This is a genomic window from Streptomyces sp. NPDC041970, assembly GCF_055588985.1.
On record NZ_JBVJCD010000056.1, the window covers coordinates 14,800 to 38,752 of the forward strand.

At 71.8% G+C, this 23,953-nt stretch carries 27 protein-coding genes; 10 read left to right on the plus strand and 17 right to left on the minus strand.

The genetic code is table 11. The features are described from left to right. The first annotated feature begins 385 nt into the window (after positions 1-385). Positions 386-1,063, plus strand: a complete 678-nt coding sequence (locus tag ACZ6EJ_RS22775) for a response regulator transcription factor (RefSeq protein WP_469269574.1) — start codon at positions 386-388, stop codon at positions 1,061-1,063. Positions 1,064-1,139: 76 nt separating this feature from the next. Next, positions 1,140-2,405, plus strand: a complete 1,266-nt coding sequence (locus ACZ6EJ_RS22780; protein ID WP_469269576.1) for an ATP-binding protein — start codon at positions 1,140-1,142, stop codon at positions 2,403-2,405. Between the two features lie 19 nt (positions 2,406-2,424). On the opposite strand, the gene ACZ6EJ_RS22785 is transcribed toward ACZ6EJ_RS22780, so the two are convergent. Then, positions 2,425-2,946, minus strand: coding sequence for a GtrA family protein (locus ACZ6EJ_RS22785; protein ID WP_469269578.1), 522 nt, complete (start codon positions 2,944-2,946; stop codon positions 2,425-2,427). Positions 2,947-3,128: 182 nt separating this feature from the next. Between ACZ6EJ_RS22785 and ACZ6EJ_RS22790 the strand changes: the two genes are divergently transcribed. The 3 genes from ACZ6EJ_RS22790 to ACZ6EJ_RS22800 are packed head-to-tail and all read left to right on the plus strand — an operon-like array spanning position 3,129 to position 6,002. Continuing rightward, entirely contained in the window at positions 3,129-4,259 is a 1,131-nt protein-coding gene (locus ACZ6EJ_RS22790) for a 5-(carboxyamino)imidazole ribonucleotide synthase (protein WP_469269608.1), read from the plus strand. Then, positions 4,256-4,798, plus strand: a complete 543-nt coding sequence (gene purE / locus ACZ6EJ_RS22795) for a 5-(carboxyamino)imidazole ribonucleotide mutase (protein ID WP_469269579.1) — start codon at positions 4,256-4,258, stop codon at positions 4,796-4,798. Before ACZ6EJ_RS22790 ends, purE begins: the two co-directional genes overlap by 4 nt. Before the next feature lie 7 nt (positions 4,799-4,805). Beyond that, on the plus strand, positions 4,806-6,002 hold the full coding sequence (locus ACZ6EJ_RS22800; protein WP_469269580.1) for a dipeptidase: 1,197 nt from the start codon (positions 4,806-4,808) through the stop codon (positions 6,000-6,002). Positions 6,003-6,017: 15 nt separating this feature from the next. On the opposite strand, the gene ACZ6EJ_RS22805 is transcribed toward ACZ6EJ_RS22800, so the two are convergent. Together ACZ6EJ_RS22805 and ACZ6EJ_RS22810 are read right to left on the minus strand one after the other, a co-directional pair. Continuing rightward, positions 6,018-7,229, minus strand: coding sequence for a GDSL-type esterase/lipase family protein (locus ACZ6EJ_RS22805; RefSeq protein ID WP_469269582.1), 1,212 nt, complete (start codon positions 7,227-7,229; stop codon positions 6,018-6,020). Between the two features lie 139 nt (positions 7,230-7,368). Beyond that, entirely contained in the window at positions 7,369-7,731 is a 363-nt protein-coding gene (locus ACZ6EJ_RS22810) for a VOC family protein (RefSeq protein ID WP_469269583.1), read from the minus strand. A gap of 166 nt (positions 7,732-7,897) precedes the next feature. Here ACZ6EJ_RS22810 and ACZ6EJ_RS22815 point away from each other — a divergent pair, with 166 nt between their 5' ends. Then, complete coding sequence (locus ACZ6EJ_RS22815) at positions 7,898-8,431, plus strand: CGNR zinc finger domain-containing protein (RefSeq protein WP_469269584.1); 534 nt, start codon at positions 7,898-7,900, stop codon at positions 8,429-8,431. 22 nt (positions 8,432-8,453) lie between these two features. On the opposite strand, the gene ACZ6EJ_RS22820 is transcribed toward ACZ6EJ_RS22815, so the two are convergent. Continuing rightward, entirely contained in the window at positions 8,454-9,797 is a 1,344-nt protein-coding gene (locus ACZ6EJ_RS22820) for a UDP-glucose dehydrogenase family protein (RefSeq protein ID WP_469269585.1), read from the minus strand. Positions 9,798-10,004: 207 nt separating this feature from the next. On the opposite strand from ACZ6EJ_RS22820, the gene ACZ6EJ_RS22825 reads away from it, so the two are divergent. Continuing rightward, positions 10,005-11,162, plus strand: a complete 1,158-nt coding sequence (locus ACZ6EJ_RS22825; protein WP_469269609.1) for an acyl-CoA dehydrogenase family protein — start codon at positions 10,005-10,007, stop codon at positions 11,160-11,162. A 313-nt stretch (positions 11,163-11,475) separates the two neighbouring features. Here the strand turns inward: ACZ6EJ_RS22825 and ACZ6EJ_RS22830 are convergent, their stop codons facing one another. From ACZ6EJ_RS22830 to ACZ6EJ_RS22875, 10 genes are all read right to left on the minus strand, one after another. Beyond that, positions 11,476-11,640, minus strand: coding sequence for a hypothetical protein (locus tag ACZ6EJ_RS22830; RefSeq protein WP_469269586.1), 165 nt, complete (start codon positions 11,638-11,640; stop codon positions 11,476-11,478). A 276-nt stretch (positions 11,641-11,916) separates the two neighbouring features. Further along, positions 11,917-12,294, minus strand: coding sequence for a nuclear transport factor 2 family protein (locus ACZ6EJ_RS22835; RefSeq protein WP_469269588.1), 378 nt, complete (start codon positions 12,292-12,294; stop codon positions 11,917-11,919). A 281-nt stretch (positions 12,295-12,575) separates the two neighbouring features. Next, a complete protein-coding gene (locus tag ACZ6EJ_RS22840; RefSeq protein WP_469269589.1) occupies positions 12,576-13,202 on the minus strand; it encodes a hypothetical protein in 627 nt (208 codons plus the stop codon). Between the two features lie 427 nt (positions 13,203-13,629). Further along, a complete protein-coding gene (locus ACZ6EJ_RS22845; RefSeq protein ID WP_469269611.1) occupies positions 13,630-14,127 on the minus strand; it encodes a hypothetical protein in 498 nt (165 codons plus the stop codon). Between the two features lie 74 nt (positions 14,128-14,201). Beyond that, positions 14,202-14,432, minus strand: a complete 231-nt coding sequence (locus tag ACZ6EJ_RS22850; RefSeq protein ID WP_469269590.1) for a DUF397 domain-containing protein — start codon at positions 14,430-14,432, stop codon at positions 14,202-14,204. Positions 14,433-14,652: 220 nt separating this feature from the next. Further along, complete coding sequence (locus tag ACZ6EJ_RS22855; RefSeq protein WP_469269591.1) at positions 14,653-15,501, minus strand: helix-turn-helix domain-containing protein; 849 nt, start codon at positions 15,499-15,501, stop codon at positions 14,653-14,655. Positions 15,502-15,520: 19 nt separating this feature from the next. Next, positions 15,521-16,045 (minus strand): DUF6879 family protein, encoded by a 525-nt coding sequence (locus ACZ6EJ_RS22860; RefSeq protein WP_469269592.1) that lies wholly within the window; start codon positions 16,043-16,045, stop codon positions 15,521-15,523. Then, complete coding sequence (locus ACZ6EJ_RS22865) at positions 16,026-16,259, minus strand: hypothetical protein (RefSeq protein ID WP_469269593.1); 234 nt, start codon at positions 16,257-16,259, stop codon at positions 16,026-16,028. The genes ACZ6EJ_RS22860 and ACZ6EJ_RS22865 overlap by 20 nt, the downstream gene beginning before the upstream one ends. A 134-nt stretch (positions 16,260-16,393) precedes the next feature. Beyond that, entirely contained in the window at positions 16,394-16,909 is a 516-nt protein-coding gene (locus tag ACZ6EJ_RS22870; protein WP_469269595.1) for a DinB family protein, read from the minus strand. 77 nt (positions 16,910-16,986) lie between these two features. Continuing rightward, positions 16,987-17,559, minus strand: coding sequence for a dihydrofolate reductase family protein (locus ACZ6EJ_RS22875; protein WP_469269596.1), 573 nt, complete (start codon positions 17,557-17,559; stop codon positions 16,987-16,989). Positions 17,560-17,695: 136 nt separating this feature from the next. On the opposite strand from ACZ6EJ_RS22875, the gene ACZ6EJ_RS22880 reads away from it, so the two are divergent. Continuing rightward, positions 17,696-18,166, plus strand: coding sequence for a hypothetical protein (locus tag ACZ6EJ_RS22880; RefSeq protein ID WP_469269598.1), 471 nt, complete (start codon positions 17,696-17,698; stop codon positions 18,164-18,166). A 22-nt stretch (positions 18,167-18,188) separates the two neighbouring features. On the opposite strand, the gene ACZ6EJ_RS22885 is transcribed toward ACZ6EJ_RS22880, so the two are convergent. Then, entirely contained in the window at positions 18,189-19,379 is a 1,191-nt protein-coding gene (locus ACZ6EJ_RS22885; protein ID WP_469269599.1) for a hypothetical protein, read from the minus strand. Positions 19,380-19,860: 481 nt separating this feature from the next. On the opposite strand from ACZ6EJ_RS22885, the gene ACZ6EJ_RS22890 reads away from it, so the two are divergent. After that, positions 19,861-20,871 (plus strand): DUF5954 family protein, encoded by a 1,011-nt coding sequence (locus tag ACZ6EJ_RS22890; RefSeq protein WP_469269601.1) that lies wholly within the window; start codon positions 19,861-19,863, stop codon positions 20,869-20,871. A gap of 64 nt (positions 20,872-20,935) precedes the next feature. On the opposite strand, the gene ACZ6EJ_RS22895 is transcribed toward ACZ6EJ_RS22890, so the two are convergent. Next, positions 20,936-21,931 (minus strand): helix-turn-helix domain-containing protein, encoded by a 996-nt coding sequence (locus tag ACZ6EJ_RS22895; protein WP_469269602.1) that lies wholly within the window; start codon positions 21,929-21,931, stop codon positions 20,936-20,938. A gap of 161 nt (positions 21,932-22,092) precedes the next feature. Between ACZ6EJ_RS22895 and ACZ6EJ_RS22900 the strand changes: the two genes are divergently transcribed. Continuing rightward, positions 22,093-22,698: a peptidase inhibitor family I36 protein gene (locus ACZ6EJ_RS22900; protein WP_469269603.1), complete on the plus strand. Its 606-nt coding sequence runs from the start codon at positions 22,093-22,095 to the stop codon at positions 22,696-22,698. 132 nt (positions 22,699-22,830) lie between these two features. Here ACZ6EJ_RS22900 and ACZ6EJ_RS22905 read toward each other — a convergent pair. Next, the coding region (locus ACZ6EJ_RS22905; RefSeq protein ID WP_469269604.1) for an LCP family protein at positions 22,831-23,953 on the minus strand (1,123 nt) is incomplete at its 5' end.

Genomic DNA, 23,953 nt, shown 5'->3' on the forward strand with positions numbered 1-23,953 from the left:
CGCCCCGCGGCCGGCCCCTGGGCGGAGCGTGTTCGGCGGCGGAGCGGGGAGAGGCCGCACCGGGAACCACGCCCGGCGCGCGTCCTCGCGCTCCGAGCCCGGCTCACAGGTCATTCACTCAACGGACAGGCCGGCGGGAACCAGCCCGCACACAGAAGAGACCCTTGGCGCTCATGGCTGCCCAAAGGTCCTTGAGTAGTGCAACAGGCGTCGGGACACCATACGACACGACACAGCCGGATATGGAAGGACTTGAGATATGGATCACAGGTGTCCATGGAACCAGACTCCCCCATTCGAAGGTCTCTCACCCTCATGTGGCGCGGACCCGCAGGCGTGGCCGTAAGCCTCACTCTCCGCGTCGCGTCCGGACTACCATCACCCCATGACCCGTGTACTGCTCGCCGAGGACGACGCGTCCATCTCGGAGCCGCTGGCCCGCGCCCTGCGCCGGGAGGGTTACGAGGTCGAGGTCCGCCAGGACGGCCCCTCCGCGCTCGACGCCGGACTCCAGGGCGGCGCCGACCTCGTCGTGCTCGATCTCGGGCTGCCCGGCATGGACGGGCTGGAGGTCGCCCGCCGGCTCCGCGCCGCCGGGCACGCCATCCCGATCCTGGTCCTGACGGCCCGCGCCGACGAGGTCGACACGGTCGTCGGCCTGGACGCCGGCGCGGACGACTACGTCACCAAGCCGTTCCGCCTCGCCGAGCTGCTCGCCCGCGTCCGCGCCCTGCTGCGGCGCGGGGCCGTCGAGCCCGCCCCGCAGCCCGCCACCCACGGCGTCCGGATCGACGTCGAGTCGCACCGGGCCTGGATGGGCGAGGAGGAGCTGCAGCTCACCGCCAAGGAGTTCGACCTGCTGCGGGTCCTGGTCCGGGACGCCGGCCGGGTCGTCACCCGCGACCAGTTGATGCGCGAGGTCTGGGACACCACCTGGTGGTCCTCCACCAAGACGCTCGACATGCACATCTCCTGGCTGCGCAAGAAGCTCGGCGACGACGCCGCCAACCCGCGCTACATCGCCACCGTCCGGGGCGTCGGCTTCCGGTTCGAGAAGAGCTGACGCACCCGGCGCCCCCGCGCCCCGAAGAGCCGACGCACCCGGCGCCCCCGCGCCCCGACGACGAACGGAGGCGGCCATGCGCCGCCGGCTGATCAACTCCACGCTCGCCGTGGTGCTCGTGGTCATCTCCGTCTTCGGCGTGTCCCTGGTGATCGTCGAGACGCGCACCATCAGCGCCAGCGCCCAGGAGAGCGTCGAGTCCGAGGCGCTGCGGCTGATCAGCGTGGTCGAGAGCCGGCTGCTGGACGACGAGCGGATCAACCCCAGGGTGCTGTCCGAGCAGATCGACCCCACGCGGTTCGCCCTGATCGAGATCCCCGGACGGGCCCCCATCACGGTGGGGGAGCGCCCCGCCGGCAGCGTCCTGCGCGCCGTGGAGAGCGGGGAGCGCGGCGAGCGGGTCACCGTCGAGGAGTCCCGCTCGGCCGTCACCCGCGAGGTGGGGCGCACCCTGCTGATCATCGGCGCGGTGGCGCTGCTGGCGATCGTCTCCGCGGTGCTCCTGGCCGTACGCCAGGCCAACCGGCTCGCCTCCCCGCTCACCGACCTCGCCGAGACCGCCGAGCGCCTCGGCTCCGGCGACCCCCGCCCCCGGCACAAGCGGTACGGGGTGCCCGAGCTGGACCGGGTCGCCGACGTCCTGGACGCCTCCGCCGAGCGGATCGCCCGGATGCTGACGGCGGAGCGGAGGCTGGCCGCGGACGCCTCGCACCAGTTGCGGACGCCGCTGACCGCGCTCTCCATGCGGATCGAGGAGATCTCCGCCACCGACGACCCGGAGACGGTGAAGGAGGAGGCGCACATCGCCCTCACCCAGGTCGAGCGGCTCACCGACGTCGTCGAGCGGCTGCTGACCAACTCCCGCGACCCGCGCACCGGCTCCGCCGTCGTCTTCGACCTCGACGAGATCGTCAAACAGCAGATCGAGGAGTGGCGCCCCGCCTACCGCAGCGCCGGCCGCGCCCTGGTCTGCTCCGGCAAGCACGGGCTGCGGGCCGTGGGCACCCCCGGCGCGGTCGCCCAGGTCCTGGCGGCGCTGATCGAGAACTCCCTCATGCACGGCGGCGGCACCGTCGCCCTGCGCACCCGCGTCACCGGCAACCAGGTCGTCGTCGAGGTCACCGACGAGGGCCCCGGCGTCCCGGCCGAGCTGGGGGCGCGGATCTTCGAGCGCACGATCAGCGGCCGCAACTCCACCGGCATCGGCCTCGCCGTCGCCCGCGACCTCGCCGAGGCGGACGGCGGCCGGCTCGAACTGCTCCAGCAGCACCCCGCGGTCTTCGCGCTCTTCCTCAGCCGGGTCCCGCGCGACAGCAGGAACCCGGAGCGCCCGGTGCGCTGAGCGACGACCGGGCCGGGGTTCAGTTCCGTACGGGGTCGGGCACTACCTGCTCCTCCGCCGCCCTGCGCGGCTCCAGAAACCGCCCCGCCTTCGGCACGGCCTCCTCGGCGGGCAGGGCCTTGAAGACCCAGGTCCGGTAGGACCAGAAGCGGAACAGGGTGGCGATGCCGATCCCGACGACCTTGAAGACGTTGCTCTGGACCGGGGTGTTCCAGCCGAAGCCGTACGTCGCCAGGTACAGCACGCCCGTCTCGATCACCGCGCCCGCCGCGCTGAACAGCAGGAACAGCGTCAGCTCGCGGGTCCGGCGGGTCTTGTCGCGGTCCCGGTAGGTCCAGTGCCGGAACCCCACGTAGTTGAAGAGGATCGCGACGAGGGTCGCCAGCAGGCTGGCCCGGACCACCTGGAGGTCGGTGGTGTGCCGCAACAGGTTGAAGACCGCCATGTTGACCAGCAGGCCGAGCCCGCCGACCGTGCCGAACTTGGCGACCTCTCGGGTCAGCAGTCCAAGCCGGGTCCGCACTGCGCCCGGTTCCCTCATGGTGATCGCCGGCCCCGTCCGTTGGAAGGCGTCTGGTGTCGCCGACGCGGCTGCGTCAACCCGGCCATGCTATCCAGCCCTCCCGTGTGACGCCCGCGCGTCCGCACGGCGGTGTCCGCGACCCGTGCCGGGACGAGCGGCGCGGCGGATACCCTGGGGGCGTGACGTTCCCGGTAGTCGGCATGGTCGGCGGCGGTCAGCTCGCCCGTATGACCCACGAGGCGGGCATCCCCCTCGGCCTGAAATTCAAGCTCCTCAGTGACACTCCCCAGGACTCGGCGGCCCAGGTGGTGAGCGAGGTCGTCGTCGGCGACTACCGCGACCTGGAGACGCTGCGCGCCTTCGCTCGCGGCTGCGACGTGATCACCTTCGACCACGAGCACGTGCCGACCGAGCACCTGCGGGCCCTGGAGGCGGACGGCATCCCCGTGCGCCCCGGCCCCGACGCCCTGGTGCACGCCCAGGACAAGGGGGTGATGAGAGCCCGGCTCCAGGAGATCGGCGCGCCCTGCCCCCGGCACCGCATCGTGGCCGACCCGGCCGACGCGGCCGCGTTCGCCGAGGAGGTCGGCGGCTTCCCGGTGATCCTGAAGACCGTGCGCGGCGGCTACGACGGCAAGGGCGTGTGGGTCGTCCGCACCCCGGCGGACGCCGAGGAGCCCTTCCGGGCCGGCGTCCCGGTCCTCGCGGAGGAGAAGGTCGACTTCGTCCGGGAGCTGGCGGCCAACGTCGTCCGCTCGCCGCACGGCCAGGCCGTCGCCTACCCGGTCGTCGAGTCCGTCCAGGTCGACGGCGTCTGCGACACCGTGATCGCCCCGGCCCCCGAGCTGGACGAGGCGCTGGCCGGCGAGGCCCAGCAGCTCGCCCTGCGCATCGCCGCCGAGCTGGGCGTCGTCGGCCACCTCGCGGTCGAGCTGTTCGAGACCCGCGGAGCCGACGGGAAGCCCGCCATCCTCGTCAACGAGCTGGCGATGCGCCCGCACAACTCCGGCCACTGGACCCAGGACGGCGCGGTCACCTCCCAGTTCGCCAACCACCTGCGGGCGGTCCTCGACCTGCCCCTCGGCGACCCGCGCCCGCGCGCCCCCTGGACGGTCATGTGCAACGTCCTGGGCGGGGACTACCCGGACATGTACCAGGCGTACCTGCACTGCATGGCCCGCGACCCCCAGCTCAAGATCCACATGTACGGCAAGGACGTGAAGCCCGGCCGCAAGGTCGGACACGTCAACACCTACGGCGACGATCTGGCGGACGTGCGGGAGCGCGCCCGGCACGCGGCCGACTACCTGCGAGGAACGATCACCGAATGACTGCTCACGGCACCGGCTCCTCCCCGGCCATCGGCATCGTGATGGGCTCGGACTCCGACTGGCCCGTCATGGAGGCCGCCGCGAAGGCGCTCGACGAGTTCGAGATCCCGTACGAGGTCGACGTCGTCTCCGCGCACCGGATGCCGCGCGAGATGATCGCGTACGGCGAGGAGGCGGCGGGCCGCGGACTGCGGGCGATCATCGCGGGCGCGGGCGGCGCCGCCCACCTGCCCGGAATGCTCGCCTCCGTCACTCCGCTGCCGGTCATCGGCGTGCCGGTGCCGCTGAAGTACCTGGACGGCATGGACAGCCTGCTCTCCATCGTCCAGATGCCCGCCGGGGTGCCCGTCGCCACCGTCTCGGTCGGCGGCGCGCGCAACGCGGGCCTGCTCGCCGCCCGCATCCTCGCCGCGCACGACGGCGCGCTCCAGGACCGGATGCGGGAGTTCCAGCAGGAGCTGAACGACCAGGCCACCGAGAAGGGCAGACGCCTGCGGTCCAAGGTCGAGGGGTCGGACTCCTTCGGCTTCGGGAAGTAGGCCCGCCGTGGACCACCTCTCCCGCGCGCGCGAACTGCTCGCCGCCCACCCCGTCGTCGACGGCCACAACGACCTCCCCTGGGCCCTGCGCGAACAGGTCGGCTACGACCTCGACGCCCGCGACATCGCCGCCGACCAGCGCGGCCTGCTCCACACCGACCTGCGCCGGCTGCGGGCCGGCGGCGTCGGCGGCCAGTTCTGGTCGGTGTACGTCCGCACCGACCTGACCGGCGACGCGGCCGTCAGCGCCACCCTCGAACAGATCGACGTGGTCGCCGAGCTGATCGCCCGCCACCCGGCCCACCTGCGCCGGGCGCTCACCGCCGACGACCTGGAGAAGGCCCGCGCCGAGGGCCGCATCGCCTCCCTGATGGGGGCCGAGGGCGGCCACTCCATCAACAACTCGCTGGGCACCCTGCGCGCCCTGTACGACCTGGGCGTGCGCTATCTGACGCTCACCCACAACGACAACATCGACTGGGCCGACAGCGCGACCGACCTGCCGCGCCTGGGCGGCCTCTCGGCGTTCGGCCGCGAGGTCGTCCGCGAGATGAACCGCATCGGGATGCTGGTCGACCTCTCGCACGTCGCGGACGGCGTCATGCGCGACGCGCTCGCCACCAGCACCGCGCCGGTGATCTTCTCGCACTCCTCGGCCCGCGCGGTCTGCGACCACCCGCGCAACATCCCCGACGACGTGCTCGCGGCCCTCCGGGCCAACGGCGGCGTCGCGATGGCGACCTTCGTCCCGAAGTTCGTCCTGCCCGAGGCCGTCGCCTGGACCCTGGCCGCCGAACGCAACCTGCGCGAACACGGCCTGCACCACCTCGACACCAGCCCCGCCGCGATGCGCGTCCACGAGGACTTCGAGGCCGCCCACCCGCGCCCCGAGGCCACCGTGGCGACCGTCGCCGACCACCTCGACCACCTGCGCGAGGTCGCGGGCGTCGACCACATCGGCATCGGCGGCGACTACGACGGCATGGCGTTCACCCCGCGCGGCCTGGAGGACGTCTCCGGCTACCCCAACCTCATCGCGGAGCTGCTGCGGCGCGGCTGGTCCGAGGCCGACCTGGCCAAGCTGACCTGGCGCAACGCCGTACGGGTGCTGCGCGACGCGGAGGCCGTCGCCCGCGACGAGCAGAGCCGGCGCGGCCCCTCGCACGCGACGATCGCGGAGCTGGACGGGCCGCCCGCGCGCTGAGGGCCGCTCCCGCGGTCAGCGGGCCCCGGCCGCGAACGGTCCGCCGGGGCCGAAGGCGATCGCCCCGAAGCGCTCGCCCATACGGCGGTGGGTGGCCGCGTCCGGGTGGAGCTGGTCGGGCAGCGGCAGCTCGGCGAAGTCCGCCTCGCCGTACAGCTCGCGGCCGTCCAGGTAGGACAACCGCGGGTCCTCGGCCGCCCGCCGCTCCACGATCCGGGCCAGCTCCGCCCGGATGACGGTGAGCGTGAGCTTGCCGTACGCGGTCTCCGCCGGGTCCCCCATGGCCTGGAACGCCGCCTTCCCGTTCCCGAAGTCCGGGGCTCCGGGGCCGGGGGTGTCCTCGTGGATGGGGCAGTACGTCGGTGAGACGACCAGCAGCGGCACGTCCGGATGGCCTTCGCGGACGGTGTCGAGGAAGCCGTGCACGGCGGGGGTGAAGGCCCGCAGCCGCATCAGGTCGAGGTTGACGAGGTTGATGCCGATCTTGACGCTGACCAGGTCCGCGGGGGTGTCCCGCAGGGCGCGGGCGGTGAACGGGTCGAGCAGCGCGCCGCCGCCCAGCCCCACGTTGACCAGCTCCACGCCCCCCGCGGCCGCGGCGAGGGCGGGCCAACTGGTGGCGGAGCTGTCGGCGGCGGAGCCCTGGCTTATCGAGCTGCCGTGGTGCAGCCACACCCGCCGCCCGTCCGGCGCCACGGCCTCCACCGGCGCGTCGGTGCGCAGGGCGACCAGCTCGGTGATCTCGGTGTACGGCAGCCAGATCTCGACGTCCTTCTCCCGGCCGGGCAGCCCGGTGAACCGCACGCTGCCGACCGGGCCGGGGATCTTCTCCCGTGAGCCGTCCGACAGGTCGACCATCAGGACGTTGCCGCCGCTCGCCGTGGCCCGCCCGGCCGGTCGCCCGTCCACGTGCAGGTCGTACGCGCCCGCCGGGCGGGGCGGGACGCCCCGGTAGCCCATCACGGTGCGCAGGACGTCCAGCTCGACGGCGGTGGCTCGGGTGCGGAAGACCAGCCGGACCCCGGCGGGCTGCGCCTCCGACTGGGCCAGTTGCTCGTCCGTGTACTGCGCGCGGGCCCGAGCGGTCAGCCGGTGGGGGAGCAGGCCGTTCGCCGTGCGCTCCACATCGAGCGCCCCGCGCAGCAGTTCGGGGGTGAGAGGGGTGCTGACCCACTCCCCATCGCCGGGGGCGGAGGCGCCGGGGTCGGAGTCGTGCGTGTCGTCCATCCCCCCAGCGTGTCCACCGAATGCCGGAACCGCACATCATTTTTCGGCCAGGGTTTCCGAAGAACGCCCCTCAGCCCGGCCGCGGAGCGTCCCGCCGCGGCGCCGCACGCGAAGCCGGCCCTGATCCGCCGGGCGCCCCCTAGCCGGCGCAGAGGCAGAACGGGTGGCCGGCGGGGTCGGCGTACACCCGGAAGCTCCTCTTCCGGTCCTCGGTCTCCAGCGGCTTCGCCCCCAGTGCCAGCACCTCCCGCTCCGCCGCGTCCAGGTCGGGGACGGTGAGGTCGAGGTGGAACTGCTGCGAGCGGTCCTCCCGAGGCCACTGCGGCGGCACGAATCCGGGGGCGGCCTGGAAGGCGAGCCGGGTGCCCGCGACGCCGTTCAGGTTCACCCAGTCCTCGCCGCCGCGCTCGACGGTCCCGCCGAGCAGGGAGGCGTAGAAACCGGCGAGGGCGAGGGGGTCGGGGCAGTCCAGCACGACGGATTCGAGTGTGGCGATGGCCATGACGCATCCCTTCACAGGGTTACCGCTTGAGGGCAGTAACGGGTAACGGTTACCCCATGGTCCCGCAGCGGAGGTAACCTCGCAACCATGAGGGCGCAGGACGGGCGCGCGGCGCAGGCCGCCGCGGGGCGGCCCGGTGAGGTCCCCCCGATGAGCGAGCAGCGCCATGAGTGAGAAGGCCGCCGCCCCCGGCCCCCTCGCCCTGATCGAGGCCCTGGTCAACTCCCTGGACGTCGAGAGCGGCGCCGACGCCCTGGGCACCCCTGCCGGGCGCGCCGCCTTCGGCCTCGCCGAGGAGGACGTACCGGCCGCCCGTGATCTCCGCGAGGCCCTGCGCCGGGCGTGTCTGGCCCACGCGGGCCACCGGCCGCCCCCGGCCGACCCGGAGCCGCCCGCGCTCGGCGCGCTGCTCGCCGCCGCCCCGCTCCGGGTCACCGTCGACGAGGCGGGGGTCGCCGCGCTGCGCCCGGTGGCGGAGGTGGAGGGGGCCGCGGGCGCCCTCGGGCTCACGGCACGGGTCGCCGCGGCCGTCGCGGCGGCCGCCGCCGACGGCTCCTGGCCGCGGCTCAAGGCGTGCGAGGCGGCGGACTGCCAGTGGGCGTACTACGACAGGAGCCCCGCCGGCCGACGCCGCTGGTGCTCGATGTCGGTCTGCGGGGCCCGCGCCAAGATGCGTACGTACCGGGCGAAGCGTTCGTGACCGGCGCGGGGCCGGTCGGCGCTCAGGCCGTGGGCCGGCCCATCGCCCGGTAGGTCCAGCCGGCCTCCCGCCAGACCGCGCCGTCCAGGGCGTTGCGCCCGTCCAGGATGATCCGGCGGGCCGCCGCCTCGCCCAGCTCCGCCGGGTCCAGCTCGCGGAACTCCCGCCACTCCGTCAGGTGCAGCACCACGTCCGCGCCGCGCACCGCCTCCAGGGCGGAGTCGGCGTACCCGAGGGTCGGGAACAGCCGCCGGGCGTTGTCCATGCCCTTCGGGTCGAACACCGTGACCTGGCCGCCCTGGAGGTGGATCTGGCCGGCGACGTTGAGCGCGGGGGAGTCGCGTACGTCGTCGGAGTCGGGCTTGAACGCGGCGCCGAGCACCGCCACCCGCTTGCCGAGGAACGAGTCGCCGCCCACCGCCTCGCGGGCCAGCTCGACCATGTGGCCGCGGCGGCGCATGTTGATGGAGTCGACCTCGCGGAGGAAGGTGAGGGCCTGGTCCGCGCCCAGTTCCCCGGCGCGCGCCATGAAGGCCCGGATGTCCTTGGGCAGGCAGCCGCCCCCGAACCCGATCCCGGCGCGCAGGAACTTGTTCCCGATCCGCTCGTCGTGCCCGATGGCCTCCGCGAGCTTCACGACGTCCCCGTCGGCGGCCTCGCAGACCTCGGCCATCGCGTTGATGAAGGAGATCTTCGTGGCCAGGAAGGAGTTGGCGGCGGTCTTCACCAGCTCCGCGGTCGGGAAGTCGGTCACCACGAACGGCGAACCCTCCGCCACCGGTGTCGCATACACCTCGCGCAGCAGCTTCTCGGCCGCCTCGCTCCGCACGCCGACGACGATCCGGTCGGGGTGCAGGGTGTCCCGCACGGCGAAGCCCTCGCGCAGGAACTCCGGGTTCCACGCCAGCTCGGCGTCCGCGCTCACCGGGGCCAGCTCAGCCAGCCGGGCCGCGAGGCGGGCGGCGGAGCCGACGGGCACGGTCGACTTGCCGACGACCAGGGCGGGCCGGGTCAGGTGCGGCGCGAGCGACTCGAAGGCGCTGTCGACGTAACTCATGTCGCAGGCATACTCCCCGTGCTTCTGCGGGGTGTTCACGCAGACGAAGTGCACGTCGCCGAAGGCGCCGACCTCCTCCCACGAGGTGGTGAAGCGCAGCCGGCCGGTGGAGCCCTCGATGCCCGCGACGTGCTTCTGGAGGATCTCCTCCAGCCCCGGCTCGTACATGGGCACGCGCCCGCTGGAGAGCAGCGCGATCTTCTCCGGCACGACGTCGAGCCCCAGGACCTCGAAGCCCAGCTCGGCCATGGCCGCGGCATGGGTGGCGCCGAGGTATCCGGTGCCGATCACGGTGATCCTGAGGGCCATGGAGTGCTCCTGGGAGGTGCGGACGGAGGTGCGGACCGAGCATAGTCGGGGACCGGTGACCCGGAATGGGCCGCACCTTCCACCGGGTACACCCCTTATGGGCGACCCCTGTCACCAAGCTCACGTGCCGTTCGCGTAGGCCGACGGGCGGGCGGCGCACTAAAATTGGGTTACTTAACGGTAGTTAGCATCTGGGGAGTGAGCGTCTTGGCGGGTTCGACCGATTTCGACCTGTACCGTCCGGCCGAGGAGCACGACATGCTCCGCGACACCATCCGCGCCCTCGCCGAGACGAAGATCGCCCCCTTCGCCGCCGCGGTCGACGAGGAGAGCCGCTTCCCGCAGGAGGCGCTGGACGCCCTGGTCGCCTCGGACCTGCACGCCGTCCACGTCCCCGAGGAGTACGGCGGGGCCGGCGCCGACGCCCTGGCCACGGTCATCGTGATCGAGGAGGTGGCCCGCGCCTGCGCCTCCTCCTCCCTGATCCCGGCCGTCAACAAGCTCGGCTCCCTCCCGGTGATCCTCTCCGGCTCCGAGGAGCTGAAGCGGAAGTACCTGGGCCCGCTCGCCAAGGGCGACGCGATGTTCTCGTACGCCCTCTCCGAGCCGGACGCGGGCTCGGACGCGGCGGGGATGAAGACCAAGGCCGTGCGCGACGGCGACTTCTGGGTCCTCAACGGCGTGAAGCGGTGGATCACCAACGCGGGCGTCTCCGAGTACTACACGGTCATGGCGGTCACCGACCCCACCAAGCGCTCCAAGGGCATCTCCGCGTTCGTCGTCGAGAAGTCCGACGAGGGCGTCTCCTTCGGCGCGCCGGAGAAGAAGCTCGGCATCAAGGGCTCCCCGACCCGCGAGGTCTACTTCGACAACGTCCGCATCCCCGCCGACCGCATGATCGGCGAGGAGGGCACCGGCTTCGCCACGGCGATGAAGACCCTGGACCACACCCGCATCACCATCGCGGCCCAGGCCCTCGGCATCGCCCAGGGCGCGCTGGACTACGCCAAGGGGTACGTCCAGGAGCGCAAGCAGTTCGGCAAGCCGATCGGCGACTTCCAGGGCGTCCAGTTCATGCTCGCCGACATGGCGATGAAGCTGGAGGCCGCCCGCCAGCTCACCTACGCGGCGGCCGCCAAGTCCGAGCGCGTCGACGGCGACCTCACGTTCTTCGGCGCGGCCGCCAAGTGCTTCGCCTCCGACGCGGCCATGGAGATCACCACGGACGCCGTCCAGTTGCTCGGCGGCTACGGCTACACGCGGGACTACCCGGTGGAGCGCATGATGCGCGACGCGAAGATCACGCAGATCTACGAGGGCACCAACCAGGTCCAGCGCATCGTGATGGCGCGGAACCTGCCGTAGCGGGGTTTCGCCCAGGGTCGGCCGCTCGTGCGGTGGTTGATCGGGGAGCGACGATCGGCTTCCGGCCTGGACGGACACCGGGTGGGGAGGGGTCGCCGGCCCGCAGGGACGAGGAGGCCCCCGGCGTCATGCCGGGGGCCTTCCGTACGGGTGGGGCCAGGCGACCTCTCCCCGCGTGGCGGGATCGTCCGCGCCGGGGGTCGGCATGGTCGCGACGGCGGTGCGCCCGTCGCTGCTCGTCCCCTCGGAGATGGGGGGCAGTGCTTGTGGGGTACGTCGTTCTTCCTCCGCGTGCCGAGAGCTCGCGCGGCGCTCAGAACGGCTGGGCTCGTTCTCCTCGTACGGCGCGGACCAGGAGCGTGCCCGTGGTCCGCTTGTCCTGCTCGGGGGCCGGGAGCACGGTCGCGGTCACCTCGGGGAATCCGTATTCCCTGAGGAGCGAACGCCAGATGTCGGGTCGGTGGTCCCATCGCTTCACGATGGCGGGGTCTTCCTCCGGGCCGCGAGGGATGTACGACGCTTGGCACCCGTAGCACCCTTCGACGGGCGGCCGCTGAGAGAAGGCGAACACGCCGCCCCGCTCGAGCGTGGCGTGGACGATGGGGAGCAGGAGGCCGGGGTCGGTGAACCAGGCGGTGCCGAAGACGCTGTACGTGGCGTCGAGAAGGGTGAAGGACTCGGTGCTGCCTGCGGCGGTCCGATCAGTGACGCCGACACGGCGGGGCGTCCGTGACCGGTGAGAAGCTCTTGCCGTTCAGGCGGCGGACGGCTTGATCTCGCCCGCGAAGACGATCACCTGGTCGATGAGACTGCGCCGCAGGTGGACGACGTCCGTCCCCGCCAGCCGGGGGCCGCCGTCCGGTGTGGTGAAGGCCCATCGGTACCGGGCCCACTCGTCGGGCATGTCCACCGCCGAGCAGCGCACCATCGTGCCGGGCCCCGCCGGGTGGCGCCGGATGTCCAGCACGAACCGCTCGACCGCCTCGATGCCCTCGCTTCGGCCCAACGGGCCCCAGAAGACCACGTCGGAGGTCAGCGCCTGGGAGAGCAGCGCAGTCACATAGCTGTCGTCCAATGCGTTGAACGCGGACATGAACGTGTCGATCGCGGACCGCGCGGCCTCTTCCTGCATACATCAGTAATACCAGCCGCTCCGAGCGACGCGTCCGCCCCGTGAGCCGTCTTCCGATCCTGGCGCACGATCCGGCCACGCCCCGGCTCTGGACCGACGAGTGATGCGGCGTGCACCTCACGCTGACCGTTTCCGTCGACCGGCGGCCCGCGGCGGCCGCCTCGACGCGTGAGGTCGTCGGCCCGTCCGGCTGCACCCGGCGACGCCTGCACTGGCGCAGACAGGTTCGTGCCCCGACCCAACGGGGCCGGGGCACGAACCGTTCTCATCTGGTGGTCCGTTCAGCAGGGGAGCGTGGTCCTTCCGGCAGCGCCGGTGACGCCGGCGGTGCCGTCCGCGGTGAACGTGGCCGCGGTGCCGTTGCCGCCGGGCTTGCCGGGACACACCGGGCTGGCCGCGCCGCCGGCGCCGCCGGCCCCGCCCGAGTGGCCTCCGCCGACCTTGGAGGCGCCGCCGGTGCCGCCCTTGCCTCCGGCGATGCCGGCGCCGGCGTTGCCGGCGCCCCCTACTCCGCCCTTGCCGCCGGTGCCGCCGAGGGTCGCGCCGCCGCCGGTGCCTCCGATGCCGCCGTTGCCGTTGGCACCGCCGGCTCCGCCAGAGCCCCCGGCGCCACCGGTGCTCGCACTGCCGTCACCGTTGCCGCCGTTGCCGCCGTTCCCGCCGTTGCCGTTGAAGCCCGCGGCGCCGCCGACACCGCCGAAGCCGCCGACACCGCCGTTGGTCCCCACGCCGTTGGCGCCACCGACGCCGGGCAGGCCGAGAAGGCCGTAGGGGGCGATGCTCTGCGTGCTGCCCGTCCGGGCCTGGGGCGAAGCGGCGGCGAGCGTGGGGGCCGCGGTCAGACCGACGACAGCGACCGCAGCGATCAGGATGGTCCGGGGAACGGCGGTGGTGCGCGTGATGCGCATGGGGTACGCCTTTCGATTTGCGCAATCAGGAATATTTCCTGACCGACACCTCATTACCTTACGTCGACGTATTGCACCGCCACGACCCGCATGATGATCAATTGTCTTGAAGTGAACCAATTGGCGAAAGTTTGGCCTGAAATCCCGGAATCAAATAAATAATCTGTTTCGTCCTTGAATGTCACCTTATAGGTAAGGCTGGGATGCGGCTATTGATATGAGGAGTGACGCGGGGGCTGCTCTGCGATAAGGCGCGGTGTGGGCCGGGAGCGCGCGAACGCCTTCGGGGCCGATGGTCCGTTAAGGGCCGTCCAAGGCCTCCGGTCGGAAGGCCATCCGGCGGAAGGCGGGGCGCGGCTCCTCGAGCGCGGCGGGCGAGGCGTCCATGCGCGTACCTCGCGATGATCTTGCCAGGGCGGCGGACGTGCTACTTCGCCGGCGGTATGAGGCGGGAGCTGTCGCGTCGAAGGGGGCACGGCAGCTCGGGCCGGATGCCGTTCGGGGAACACGTGACGAGCGCGACGGAATGGAATATCACCCCCAGCAGGTAGTGGCCGAGCGACACGTCACCACCCCAGGTCAACCGTTCGACAGCGCTGCTCGCGAGAGCGGCGAGTCTGGTCGCCTCCCGTTCGCTGCGGGAGGCGAACCGGGGTGCCGCCTCGTTCAGTCGCTGCTCAAGCCATGCACCCGCCTCCTTCGGTTCGCCCCACGTACCGCGCACCATCGCGGCCGGTTTCACCAACCAGTGCGCCGTCTCGATCGGCGGCACGGGCGTGGTCGGAAACTCGGATACGGCCTGGCGGTATCGGTCCAGCACATCAACCGGACTGGAAGCGGTGGGCGGCTCCCCCGGAGGCCGACGGAGGTTCTCCTTGTCAAAGGCCTGCTTCTCGCCCAGCCAGGCGAAACCGTGGACGTGCAACACTGAATCCGTTCCTACGGGATCGGCGGACCCGCCTCCGGGCAAGGCGGGCCGCCGGCCGGTTGCCTCTGTGGTCAGGCGGAGAGGCCGAAGTGCGCCGGATCGATACCGGCCGCGCGCAGTTCGTCCGTGGTGTACCTCAACGGCTCCGCATCCGGCCGCTTGCTGTCACCGAGGGCCCAGGCGTTCTCACCGATCCGGGCCAGGGTCACGCAGGACTCGCCGTCCGGATGCGTGTTTCCTCCGCACGCTGTGGAGAACGTCAGCTCTCCGATGGGGAGGGCGTACAGGTCGTCATGGGGCATGGTTCACCTTCCTGAGATGCGGAACAGTGGTTTTTTTGGCCCTCCCACCCCTTGGCGGGATGGGAGTTCTGTGTGGGCGGCAGCCGTCGCAGCCTCGGTTGTGCGCCCCACTGCCTCGGCGCCGAGAATTCCCTGCCTCTGGGCTCGACCGCCCTCGACGTGACGAACGTAGGCAGCGACCGGGTCGCAGGGCCACGTTGTTGCACGCGGTTGCATGAATTCACCCGAGCGTGGCGAGTGCCTTGGTGATGAGGTCGCGGGATTCCTGCCCACGTACGGCTGTTCGGGACAGCGCGGCGAACGCCCTGAGGTAGGTCTGGATCTCGCCAGGAGCCGTCAAGTTGATCTCAGCCGTCAGCGTTTCGACTGCCACTTGGGTGTCGTCGAATGCGTAGAAGGCTTCGAGAGGCCACATGGTTCGGTCCGCCGTGGACGGGATGACGCCGAGGGAGACGTTCGGGCGCGTCATGACGTCGAGCAGGTGTTCCAGTTGCTCACCCATGGCGGCTCTGTCGCAGATTCGGTAGTAGAGAACCGCCTCTTCGAGAATCAGGGCGAACAGATGATTGCCCTCACGAACCACACGAGAGCGGTGGAGGCGGGCCTGCACGGCGTCGGCCACATCGTCAGGCGTACCTTGAAATGCCGTGATCGACCGCAGAAGTCCCGTGGCGTACTCGGCGGTCTGAAGCATTCCGGGCACGACGTTCGAGGCGTAGACCCGAAACGATCGGGTGCGCTGATAGAGCGGGGCGGTCTGCTCGTGGACGCGGCGCATCCCGTCCCGATGGATCTGCTTCCATTCGACGTACATCGACTCCGCGTTGCGCGATGCCGCGATCAGGTCCGCTGTTTGGTCCTCGGCCCCGCAGGCGGAACACCACGCCCGGATATCCGCATCGGAGGGAGGAGTGATGCCCCTGGCGATCCTGGATGACTTGGCCTTGTGCCAGCCGCATCGGACCGCCAGTTCATGACCGGAGATTCCTGCGTCTTTCATGAGGCCGTGCAACCGTAGCGCTACTGCGGTCCGTGCTGCTTGGGCACTGGAGAGCGGGGAAGAGGGCATGAACGGCTCGGTCAGACTTCTAGACGGTGTACTTCTCGTGCGGGATGGCGCGTTCCCACACCGCTTCGAACGCAGCGGCGCAGAACGCGACCGTTGCCGGATCTTCAGTTTGGTCGGTGTGCACCCACTTGCCGTTGCCGTCGAAGACGTTGAACTGAACGATGCGGCCATCGAAGAGCCAGTAGTCGTTTCCCGGCAGCGCCAGATCTGAGGCGTTCCTTCGAGGCAGCCAACGGATCTCCTCCCCTGCGGCGAGGTTGGTGAAGGCGCCGGAGTGCTCGAAAGCGATGTAGTCGCTCACCGGTTCGGAAATCACGCGGGCGCGCCGCACGGCTACGCCCTTCGCTGTGACCTCCTGAACCAGATCCAACCAGGGGCGCCACCAGGATCGGGGGTTCGCAGGGTCTAGCCGGTGGCCTTGTTTCCATGCCGCGAAGCCGGCACGCTCGCTCTCGACGCCGTACTCGTCCCGCATCTCCAGATGGACGGCCGACCGCTGAACCGATCTGATCAGCGTCGAGAAGTCAGCCAGACTCTGCGACACGAAGCGCCTCCCTGAGAAGCGGGATCATCCGCTTCGGTACCCGGACCACCGACTCATGTTCGGGCAGTGCCACGTACTCGGCACTCTCGGCCCTGGTCTGCATGTCCGCCGTCCATCCCTGGACGATAATGTCCTTCGTCTCTTCGTCAACCCATACAGCCGGTGACCCGTGGTCTCCTGACTCAGGGTCCTTGCCGACGAACCGCAGTGCCATGGCAACCTCCGCTGGCGAGCCCGTTGCGCTTGGTCGAGCACACCTCACCCTGTGCGGCGACCATCGTCAAGGGCACCTGTGAGCGACCGCGCGGCGCCCCGGAACGTCCGTTCCGGGGCGCCGTTCCCCCCGGTTCAGGTGCCCGTGCGGCCGTCGAGGAGTTCGCGTACGACGTCGAGGTGGCCGTTGTGGCGGGCCGTCTCCTCGATGAGGTGGAGGAGGATCCAGCGGAGGTTGACGTGGCGGCCGTCCCGGATGGGGCGTTGGGCCGTCGCGTCCAGGTCGTGGTCGGCGACCAGGCGGCGGAAGCGGGTGCTCTGCTCCTCGTACTCCGCGAGGAGGCGGGGCAGCGGGATGTCGAGCGCCGTGCGCATCTCGGGGTCGGGGTCGTCCTCGGTCGCCTCGGTGAGCGGGCCGTCGTCCTCGCCGCCCAGGAACACGAAGTGGAGCCAGTAGTGCTCGACCCACCGCAGGTGGCTGATCAGTCCGCACAGCGTCATCAGCGGCGAGCCGGGGAGGGGGGCCCGGCGGGCGTCCTCGGCGGAGGCGCCCTCGCACTTGGCCAGTGCGGTGGCGCGGGCGTAGTCCAGGAAGGTGGCCAGTTGCGTGCGCTCGTCCCAGGCGGGAGGCGTGTCGGTTCGTTGAGTCATCGCGGGGAGTCTCCCCCGGCCCGGTCCGGATGTCGATCGCTTTCGACGGCCGGTGGGCGGGGCGTCCGGTCCGGTTGTCAGTGGACGACCTCGAACACGTTCTTCTGCATCCCGTTCGCGTACGCCTCGTGGTCGACCAGCCTCAGCACCTGGCGGTCCTTGTCCGTGTCGCTGAACAGCCGCTTGCCCGCGCCGAGGAGGAGCGGGAAGACGAGCAGGTGGTACCGGTCGATCAGGCCGGCGTCCGACAGGCCGCGGTTGAGGGCGGCGCTGCCGTGCATGATGATCGGGCCGCCCTCGGTCTCCTTCAGGGCGGCGACCTCGTCCAGGGAGCGCAGGATCGTGGTCTCCCCCCAGCCGGGCGTCAGCGCCTCTTCGGCGAGGCTGGTGGAGACGACGTACTTCGGCATCGACCGGTACCCGGCGAACTCCTCCATCCCCGGCCACACTTGGCTGAAGGCCTCGTAGCTCACCCGGCCCAGCAGCAGCGCCGCCGCCTCCTCCTGCTCCTGGCCCTTGAGGGAGTACGCCTCCGGCAGGAACTCCACGTCCTTGAACGTCCACCCCGCGTTCCGGTAGCCCGGTTCGCCGCCCGGCGCCTCCACGACGCCGTCGAGCGATACGAAGGCGGTGCTGATCAGTGTGCGCATCAGGTCTCCTGCGGGTTTCGTGTCCGTGGGTACGGGGTCCGGCCGTACGCGTGGCCGAGCCTTGCAGACATACGACCGTGCGTCACGCGAAAACTCATCGGCGCGCGTCCCGGCCCCGGCGGTAGCCTCGCTGCCCATGAGCGAACTCGACCGGTTGGCCGATCTCTTCACCGCCCTGGGCGCGGACGGCGACGCCCGTGACTGGGCCGAGTCCGAGGTCGACGAGGGCCTGCCGCAGCTCGCCCGCTACCGGTTCCTGCGGACGGTCTGGCGGGACGTCGACGCGTGGGGCGCGTACGCGGACCGGTGGGTGGCGTCCTACCGCGACGGCGGCGCGGCCGCAGAAGCCGTCGAACGCGCCCTCGCCGCCGGTCTCACCCCTGGCGACCTCGGCGTGCTGGCCCGCGAGGTCGCGAGGGAGACCGCGTTCGGGGTGCTGTACGCCCTGTCCGATCCGGCGGACGGCTCGCTGCCCGCCGAGGTCGAGGAGCGGCTGCCCCGCTGGCGGTTGGCGGAGCTGGACCCGAGCGGCGAACCGACCGGCCGCCATCTCGACGCCCTCCACGAGGACTTCGCCGAACTCGAACCACCGGGGCCGGTGTCCTGACCCGCCCCCCGCACGCTCCCCTTCAGGCCGCCTCCCACGCCCCCGTCCGGCAGTCGCGGCAGTGGCCGGGGTGCGGGGACCGGAAGGCGCGGTCGCAGTCCTCACAGGTCTGGAAGGGGACCGCCGGGGTCCGGCGGGGTGCGGGCAGCTCCCGCGTGCCGGGCAGCGGTGGCGGAAGCAGGGCCGTGAGGCGGTGCTTCAGCAGCTTCGCCGGGTGCTTGAGGGGGTGCGGCAGGTCGGTGGTCAGGGCGTGGCGTACGGCGTCGGGGTGGGCGTCCCGTTCGAGCCAGGCGGCCACCGCCGGGGCCAACTGCCGTACCTCGCCCTCCGAGAGCACCAGCCGGGGCGCGTCTCGGCGCAGGTCGCAGAGGAGCGCGGTCGCGGCGCGGTGCAGGTCCGGGGTGAGTTCGCCGGGCCGGGGGAGCGGGGCGGGCGGCGGCCCCGGCGACACCGCGCCGGGGCCGTACCCCCACCTCGCCCGGTCGGCGGCGGCCGGTGGCGGGGCCGTCGGTACGGGGGCTGTCGTGGCCGGGCGCCCGGTCGCGGTCGGCGGGGTCGCACGGCCCGCCTCGGGCCCGTACGCCGTCGCCCGCAGCGGTACGCGGCCGAGTTCCGGCCGGTACGCCGTGGACTCCGGCGGTACGCGGTCGGCCTCCGCCCGCCGCCCTGCCCCCGGCGGTACGCGGTCGGGGACGACGGTCGCGCTCGGCGGCACGTGATCGGCTTCCGGCTCGTACGCCGCCGCCTCCGGCGGTACGGCGTCGGGGACGCGCCCCGCCCCCGGTAAGCCCCGCGCCCCCACCGGTACGCGGTCGACCTCCGGCCCGCCCCCCGCCCCCGCCGGTGCCGCCCCCGGCTGGTTGCAGGAGACCGTGCGGGTGACGACGCGGCCGTTCGCCAGGCGGACGCGGGGGCGGTGGAGGTAGCCGTGGGCCTCCAGTTCGCGCAGGGCGGCGGCGATACGGATCTCGCCCTCGGGGAAACGGGCGGCGAGGGACTTGACGCCCACGTCCGCGCCGCTGGGCAGCGACTGGATGTACACGGCGAGCGCGATGGCGACGAGCGACAACTCGGCGTGCTGGGCCAGGTGGTTGCCGACGATCGTGAACCGTTTCGTGTGCGGGATCGTCAGGTGGATCACGCCGGTCGGCGGACGGGGTCCGGGAACCTCCGCCAGGGCGCGCGCGAGGGCGTTATTGTGCTCGGTATCCATCGGGAAGGCCTGTCTTCCTCGGTGGTCAGGCCCTCGTCCGGGATTGCCGTCCCGGCGGGGGCCGTCGCATGTCTGGTTGTGGTGAGCGTGAGCATATGCCAGTCAACCGCTGCGAAATCCAGCCCAGTTAGCGCATTTCACCCGTGCGGGTGACGCGCCCCTCGCGCCTGTCCACCGGGCTCAGGTGGGGTGGGGTGGGGTTTTTCCCTGGTTCTTTCCTGTCTTTTGCGTCGCGGCCGACCGGGTCGCGGTGGCCCGTGATCCGGTCGGCCGTCACCGGGGTGCGGTCCGCCACGATCCGGTGCGACCAGCGGTTCAGGGGCGTCCCCGGTGACGCGCGACGGGCGGCCGTACCGGCGCACGGCGGGTACGGGGTCGCCCCCGCCGTTCCCGTACCAGCAACCTCCCTTCCATACCGCTCCGTTCAGCCGATTGACCCGGAAACCCGGACACCGGCACGGCTCTTGGGCACACTGGGTGCATGAATGATCACCCGGAGCTTCCGCCGGCCCACCTCACCATCAACGTCACGCACCGCGACGACCCGGTCTTCGAGGTCAGGGAGGCGGACGCGTTCGCATCGGTCCGCAAGTACCCGGACATCGTGGTGCGCGGCCCGCTCTTCGGGCTCGCCGAGCAGCGCCGGGAAGACCGCCCGCGCTGGCGGATGCTGGGCGACCTGGAGACCGGATTCCCGCAACTGGCGCGGGACGAGCTGAACTCGCATTTGTGGTTCCGGGCGAAGGACGACACCGACGACCCGGCGGTACGCCGATCGCTGCTGCGGGCCGTGGCCCGGCTGGAGAGGGAACGGATCGACGAGGTGTCGGCGGACGGCGTCCGCTACCGCGTCGTGCGCGCCGACGAGTTCGCCCGCATGGGCGGCGGACGGCTCGAACCGCCGCGGGCCACCGACGTGGACGCCGAGGGCTGGGACCTGATGACGCCCGAGCCCTCGCGCACCGACGGCTACGTGGTCGACCACGCGGCGGCCGTCGGGCTCACCGAGGGCCTCGACCGGATGGGGCTGCTGCCGCTCTCGTACACCGCCACCCGCTACCCCGACGACGTACGGGCCGACTCCGAGAGGGCGTTGACCACCCATCCGGGGGTCGTGCTCCTCCCGACGACGTTCCGGGTGGTGGAGCGGAAGGAGAAGTCCTGGTCCCTGGTGACCGGACAGCACGCGACCCCGCAGGGCGCCCGCCGCTCCCTCGTCGCGTACCTCAAGGAGATGCTGCCGCGGTTGGAGAAGGTGAGCGAGAAGGACGCCGCCCTCTACGCCCGCGCCGCCGACCGCTTCTCCCAGCGCGTCCGCCCCGACGAACTCCTGGTGCGCGGGCGGCGGTTCGAGGTGGTCCGCGTCGAGCGCATGATGCGCATCGGCCCGGACGGGCCGGAGGGCCCGCGCCCGTCCGACGCGGACGAGTACGAGCCCTCCAAGATCCACCCCACCATGGACGAGTGGGGGACCATCACGCACGACTCCTGAACACCGCCCTCGCGCGGGGCGTCCGACGCCGGAGGGGGAGCCGGGCCGGTCGGCGGCGCGCACGTCAACGGGGGCGGTCGAGCAGGCCCTTGCCCAGGGCCGTCAGGGAGTGGTGGACGGTCCGGCGGGACCGCCGGCTGGTGACGAGCCCGGCCTGGCGCAGGACGGCGGTGTGTTCCGAGGCCGACGCCATGGAGATGTCCAGGCGTCGGGCCACCTCGCCGGTGCTGCTGCTGGGCGTCTCGGAGATGGTCAGCAGCACGCGGGCCCGCGTGCCGCCCAGCGCCGCCGTCAGAGCCTGGTCGCTCCGGACGCCGGTGCGGGGCGTGCCCGGCGCCGGATGGTCTGCCGGGTCCCAGGAGACGGGGTGGATGAGGACGGGGGCGTCGGTGTCGTTCAACAGGACGCGCGGCCGGGGCCAGCAGAAGAAGTGGCCGCTGATGATCAGGCCCCTGCCTTCGAGCCGGAAGGTCGACGGGCGTCGGGACGGCAGGGTCAGATAGGGCGGCTCCCACGTGATGGCCGGGTTCAGTTCACGCAGCAGCGCGTCCACCCCGCGAAAGGCCAGCGTCTCGGCGCGCGCCGCCCGGTCGGCGTCGAGGACGGAGCGGAGCGCCGGGGCGAACCCGCCGACGGCGATGTCGTAGAACGCGGCCAGCTCCTCCGCGAGGCGACCGAGCGCGGGGGCGTGGCCGCGGGCCAGCTCGCCGCCCCACCGGGGGAGGGGGTGGTGGGTGGACAGCCGCTCCAACTCCGCGCGCACCCGGTGGGCTGGGGTGGCGCGGATCGCGTCGTACGCACCGGCCTCCGGCCACGCACGGGCCTCCGGCGTGAGGAAGTCGGGAAACCATCCCCGCGCGGGGACCAGGCTCCGCAGGGCCGGTCCGGGGCGGACGTGGTGGGCGCTCAGCGCATGGCGCCAGGCGTGGAACCGGGCGGCCGGATCGCGGCGGAGCAGGACCTGGAGGCCCATCACGGCCTCGCTGACCGGAAGGCGATGGGGTCTGCCGATGACGACGCGCGACAGGTCCTGGGCGCTGAACTCGATCCGCAGTGCCATGTCCGATCCCCCGTTTTCCCTTTGTGCGGGGGGTGATTACCCCGCGCAAAGGGAGGGGGACCCTTTCATTTCGCCTGAGACCGAAACGTGGTGCTAGCGGTAATTCGTGACGTTACGTTCATCGAGGTCAGACAGTCGACTCTCATCGGAGCGTTCTCATGATGTCCGAAAATCGAGACAAGAGCCGTCGCACCTGGGTCCGCGGAATCGTGGCCGTCGCCGGGAGCCTTTCCGTGGTGCTGGCGATGTCCGGTGGGGCCTCCGCCTCCACCGCCGCCCCCACCGCCGCCACGACCGCCTCCGCCTCCGCCGACGGTTTCGCCTCGCAGGCCAGGAGCCTGGGGCTGAACGCCGCGGAGGCGAAGACGCTGCAGAACCGGGTCGACTCCTACCTGGCCAGGACGGGCGGTACGCAGACCGCGGCGGACCGCGTCCAGCTCGGCCGCGGAGCCGTCCTCACCCTCGCCCTGCCGGCCACGGCGGAGAAGAACCGGGACAGCGCGTCCCGAGCCGCGGCGGCGTGCGCCTACGGCCGTTTCTGCGCCTACAGCGGGACCGGCTGGACCGGTGACGTCATCACCATGTACTCCTGTGCGGAGTACAGCATTCCCTGGTCGGGCAACGGGTCGTGGATCAACAACCAGACCTCGGGGACCCGCGCGCAGTTCAGGAGCTCCGACCACGTCACCCGCTGGACGGATGCCGGTGCGTACTCCACGGACGACGTCGCCGACTGGTCCTGGGTCTGGTACGTGAAGAACTGCTGACGGCCGGGGCCGGCCGGCCCCGACAGGGACTCCGGTCCGCCGCGACGGGCCGGGAACGGTCCGCGCGTGCGGGCCGGAGTCCCGCCTCGGGCCCCGGCCGGCCGGGGCCGCCCCTGGCGGGGCGGCTCCGGCTCAGTCGCCGGTGACGGTGACCTTCTCGTCGTTCTTGAGCTGGTCCACGAGCTGCTTCACCTTGGCCTTGTCCCAGACGAGGTTCCCGCCGCGACTGCCGGAGATCGGCATGTTCAGCGAGGCGCCCTCGCCGCCGGTCACGCCCTTCATCGCGAAGAACATGTTGCCCAGCGCCCAGAGCGACATGTCCTTGTCCACGACGAGCGTGTCCAGGCCCGCGCCCATCGTCGGGTACAGCTTGAACGGGTTGATGATCGTGGACGGGGTCGCCGTCTGGCTCGCCAGCGCCGCGAGGAACTTCTGCTGGTTCTTCGTGCGGTCGAGGTCGCTCCTGGGGAGCGCGTACCTGGTCCGGACGAAGGCGAGGGACTGCTCGCCGTTCAGCGTCTGCTTCCCGGCCCGGAAGTCGGCCCCGGACTTCTTGTCCTTGAACGCCTTCGGGATGTCCATCTCGACCCCGCCGATCGCGTCCACGATCTTCGCGAAGCCGCCGAACCCGATCTCGACGTAGTGGTCGATGCGCAGCCCGGTGTTGAACTCCACGGTCCGCACGAGCAGTTCGGGGCCGTCCTCGGCGTAGGCGGCGTTCAGCTTCACCCGCCGGCCCGAGCCCTGGAACATCTTGCCGGACTCGGAGCCCCTGAACGACGGGATCTCGACGTCGGAGTCGCGCGGCAGCGAGATCAGCGTGGGGCCGTTGGAGCCGTCGTGCAGGATCATCACCGAGTCGGTGCGCTTGCCCTCGGCGGAGCCGGTGCGCAGCCGCTTCTTCTCGTCGTCCGACATGCCCTCACGGCTGTCGGACCCGACGATCAGGTAGTTCGTGCCGTCGCCAGGGCTCGGCCGCTCGATGACCTTGGCGAGGTCGATCTCGCGCTTCAGCTTCGAGTCGGCCCAGAAGTACGTCGAGATGGAGACCGCGAGCACGACGACCACCAGGGCCAGCGCGCCCAGCTTGATCCGGCGGCCCCAGTCCGGTGCGGGGCGGCTCTGTACGTAGCCTCCGTCGCCGCCCCGGCCGGGGGGGGGGGCGGGGGGGGGGGGGGGGGGGGGGGGGAGGGGGGGGGGGGGGTGGGGGTGGGGGGGGGGGGGGGGGGAGGTGCGGAAGAGAGGGTATAACCCC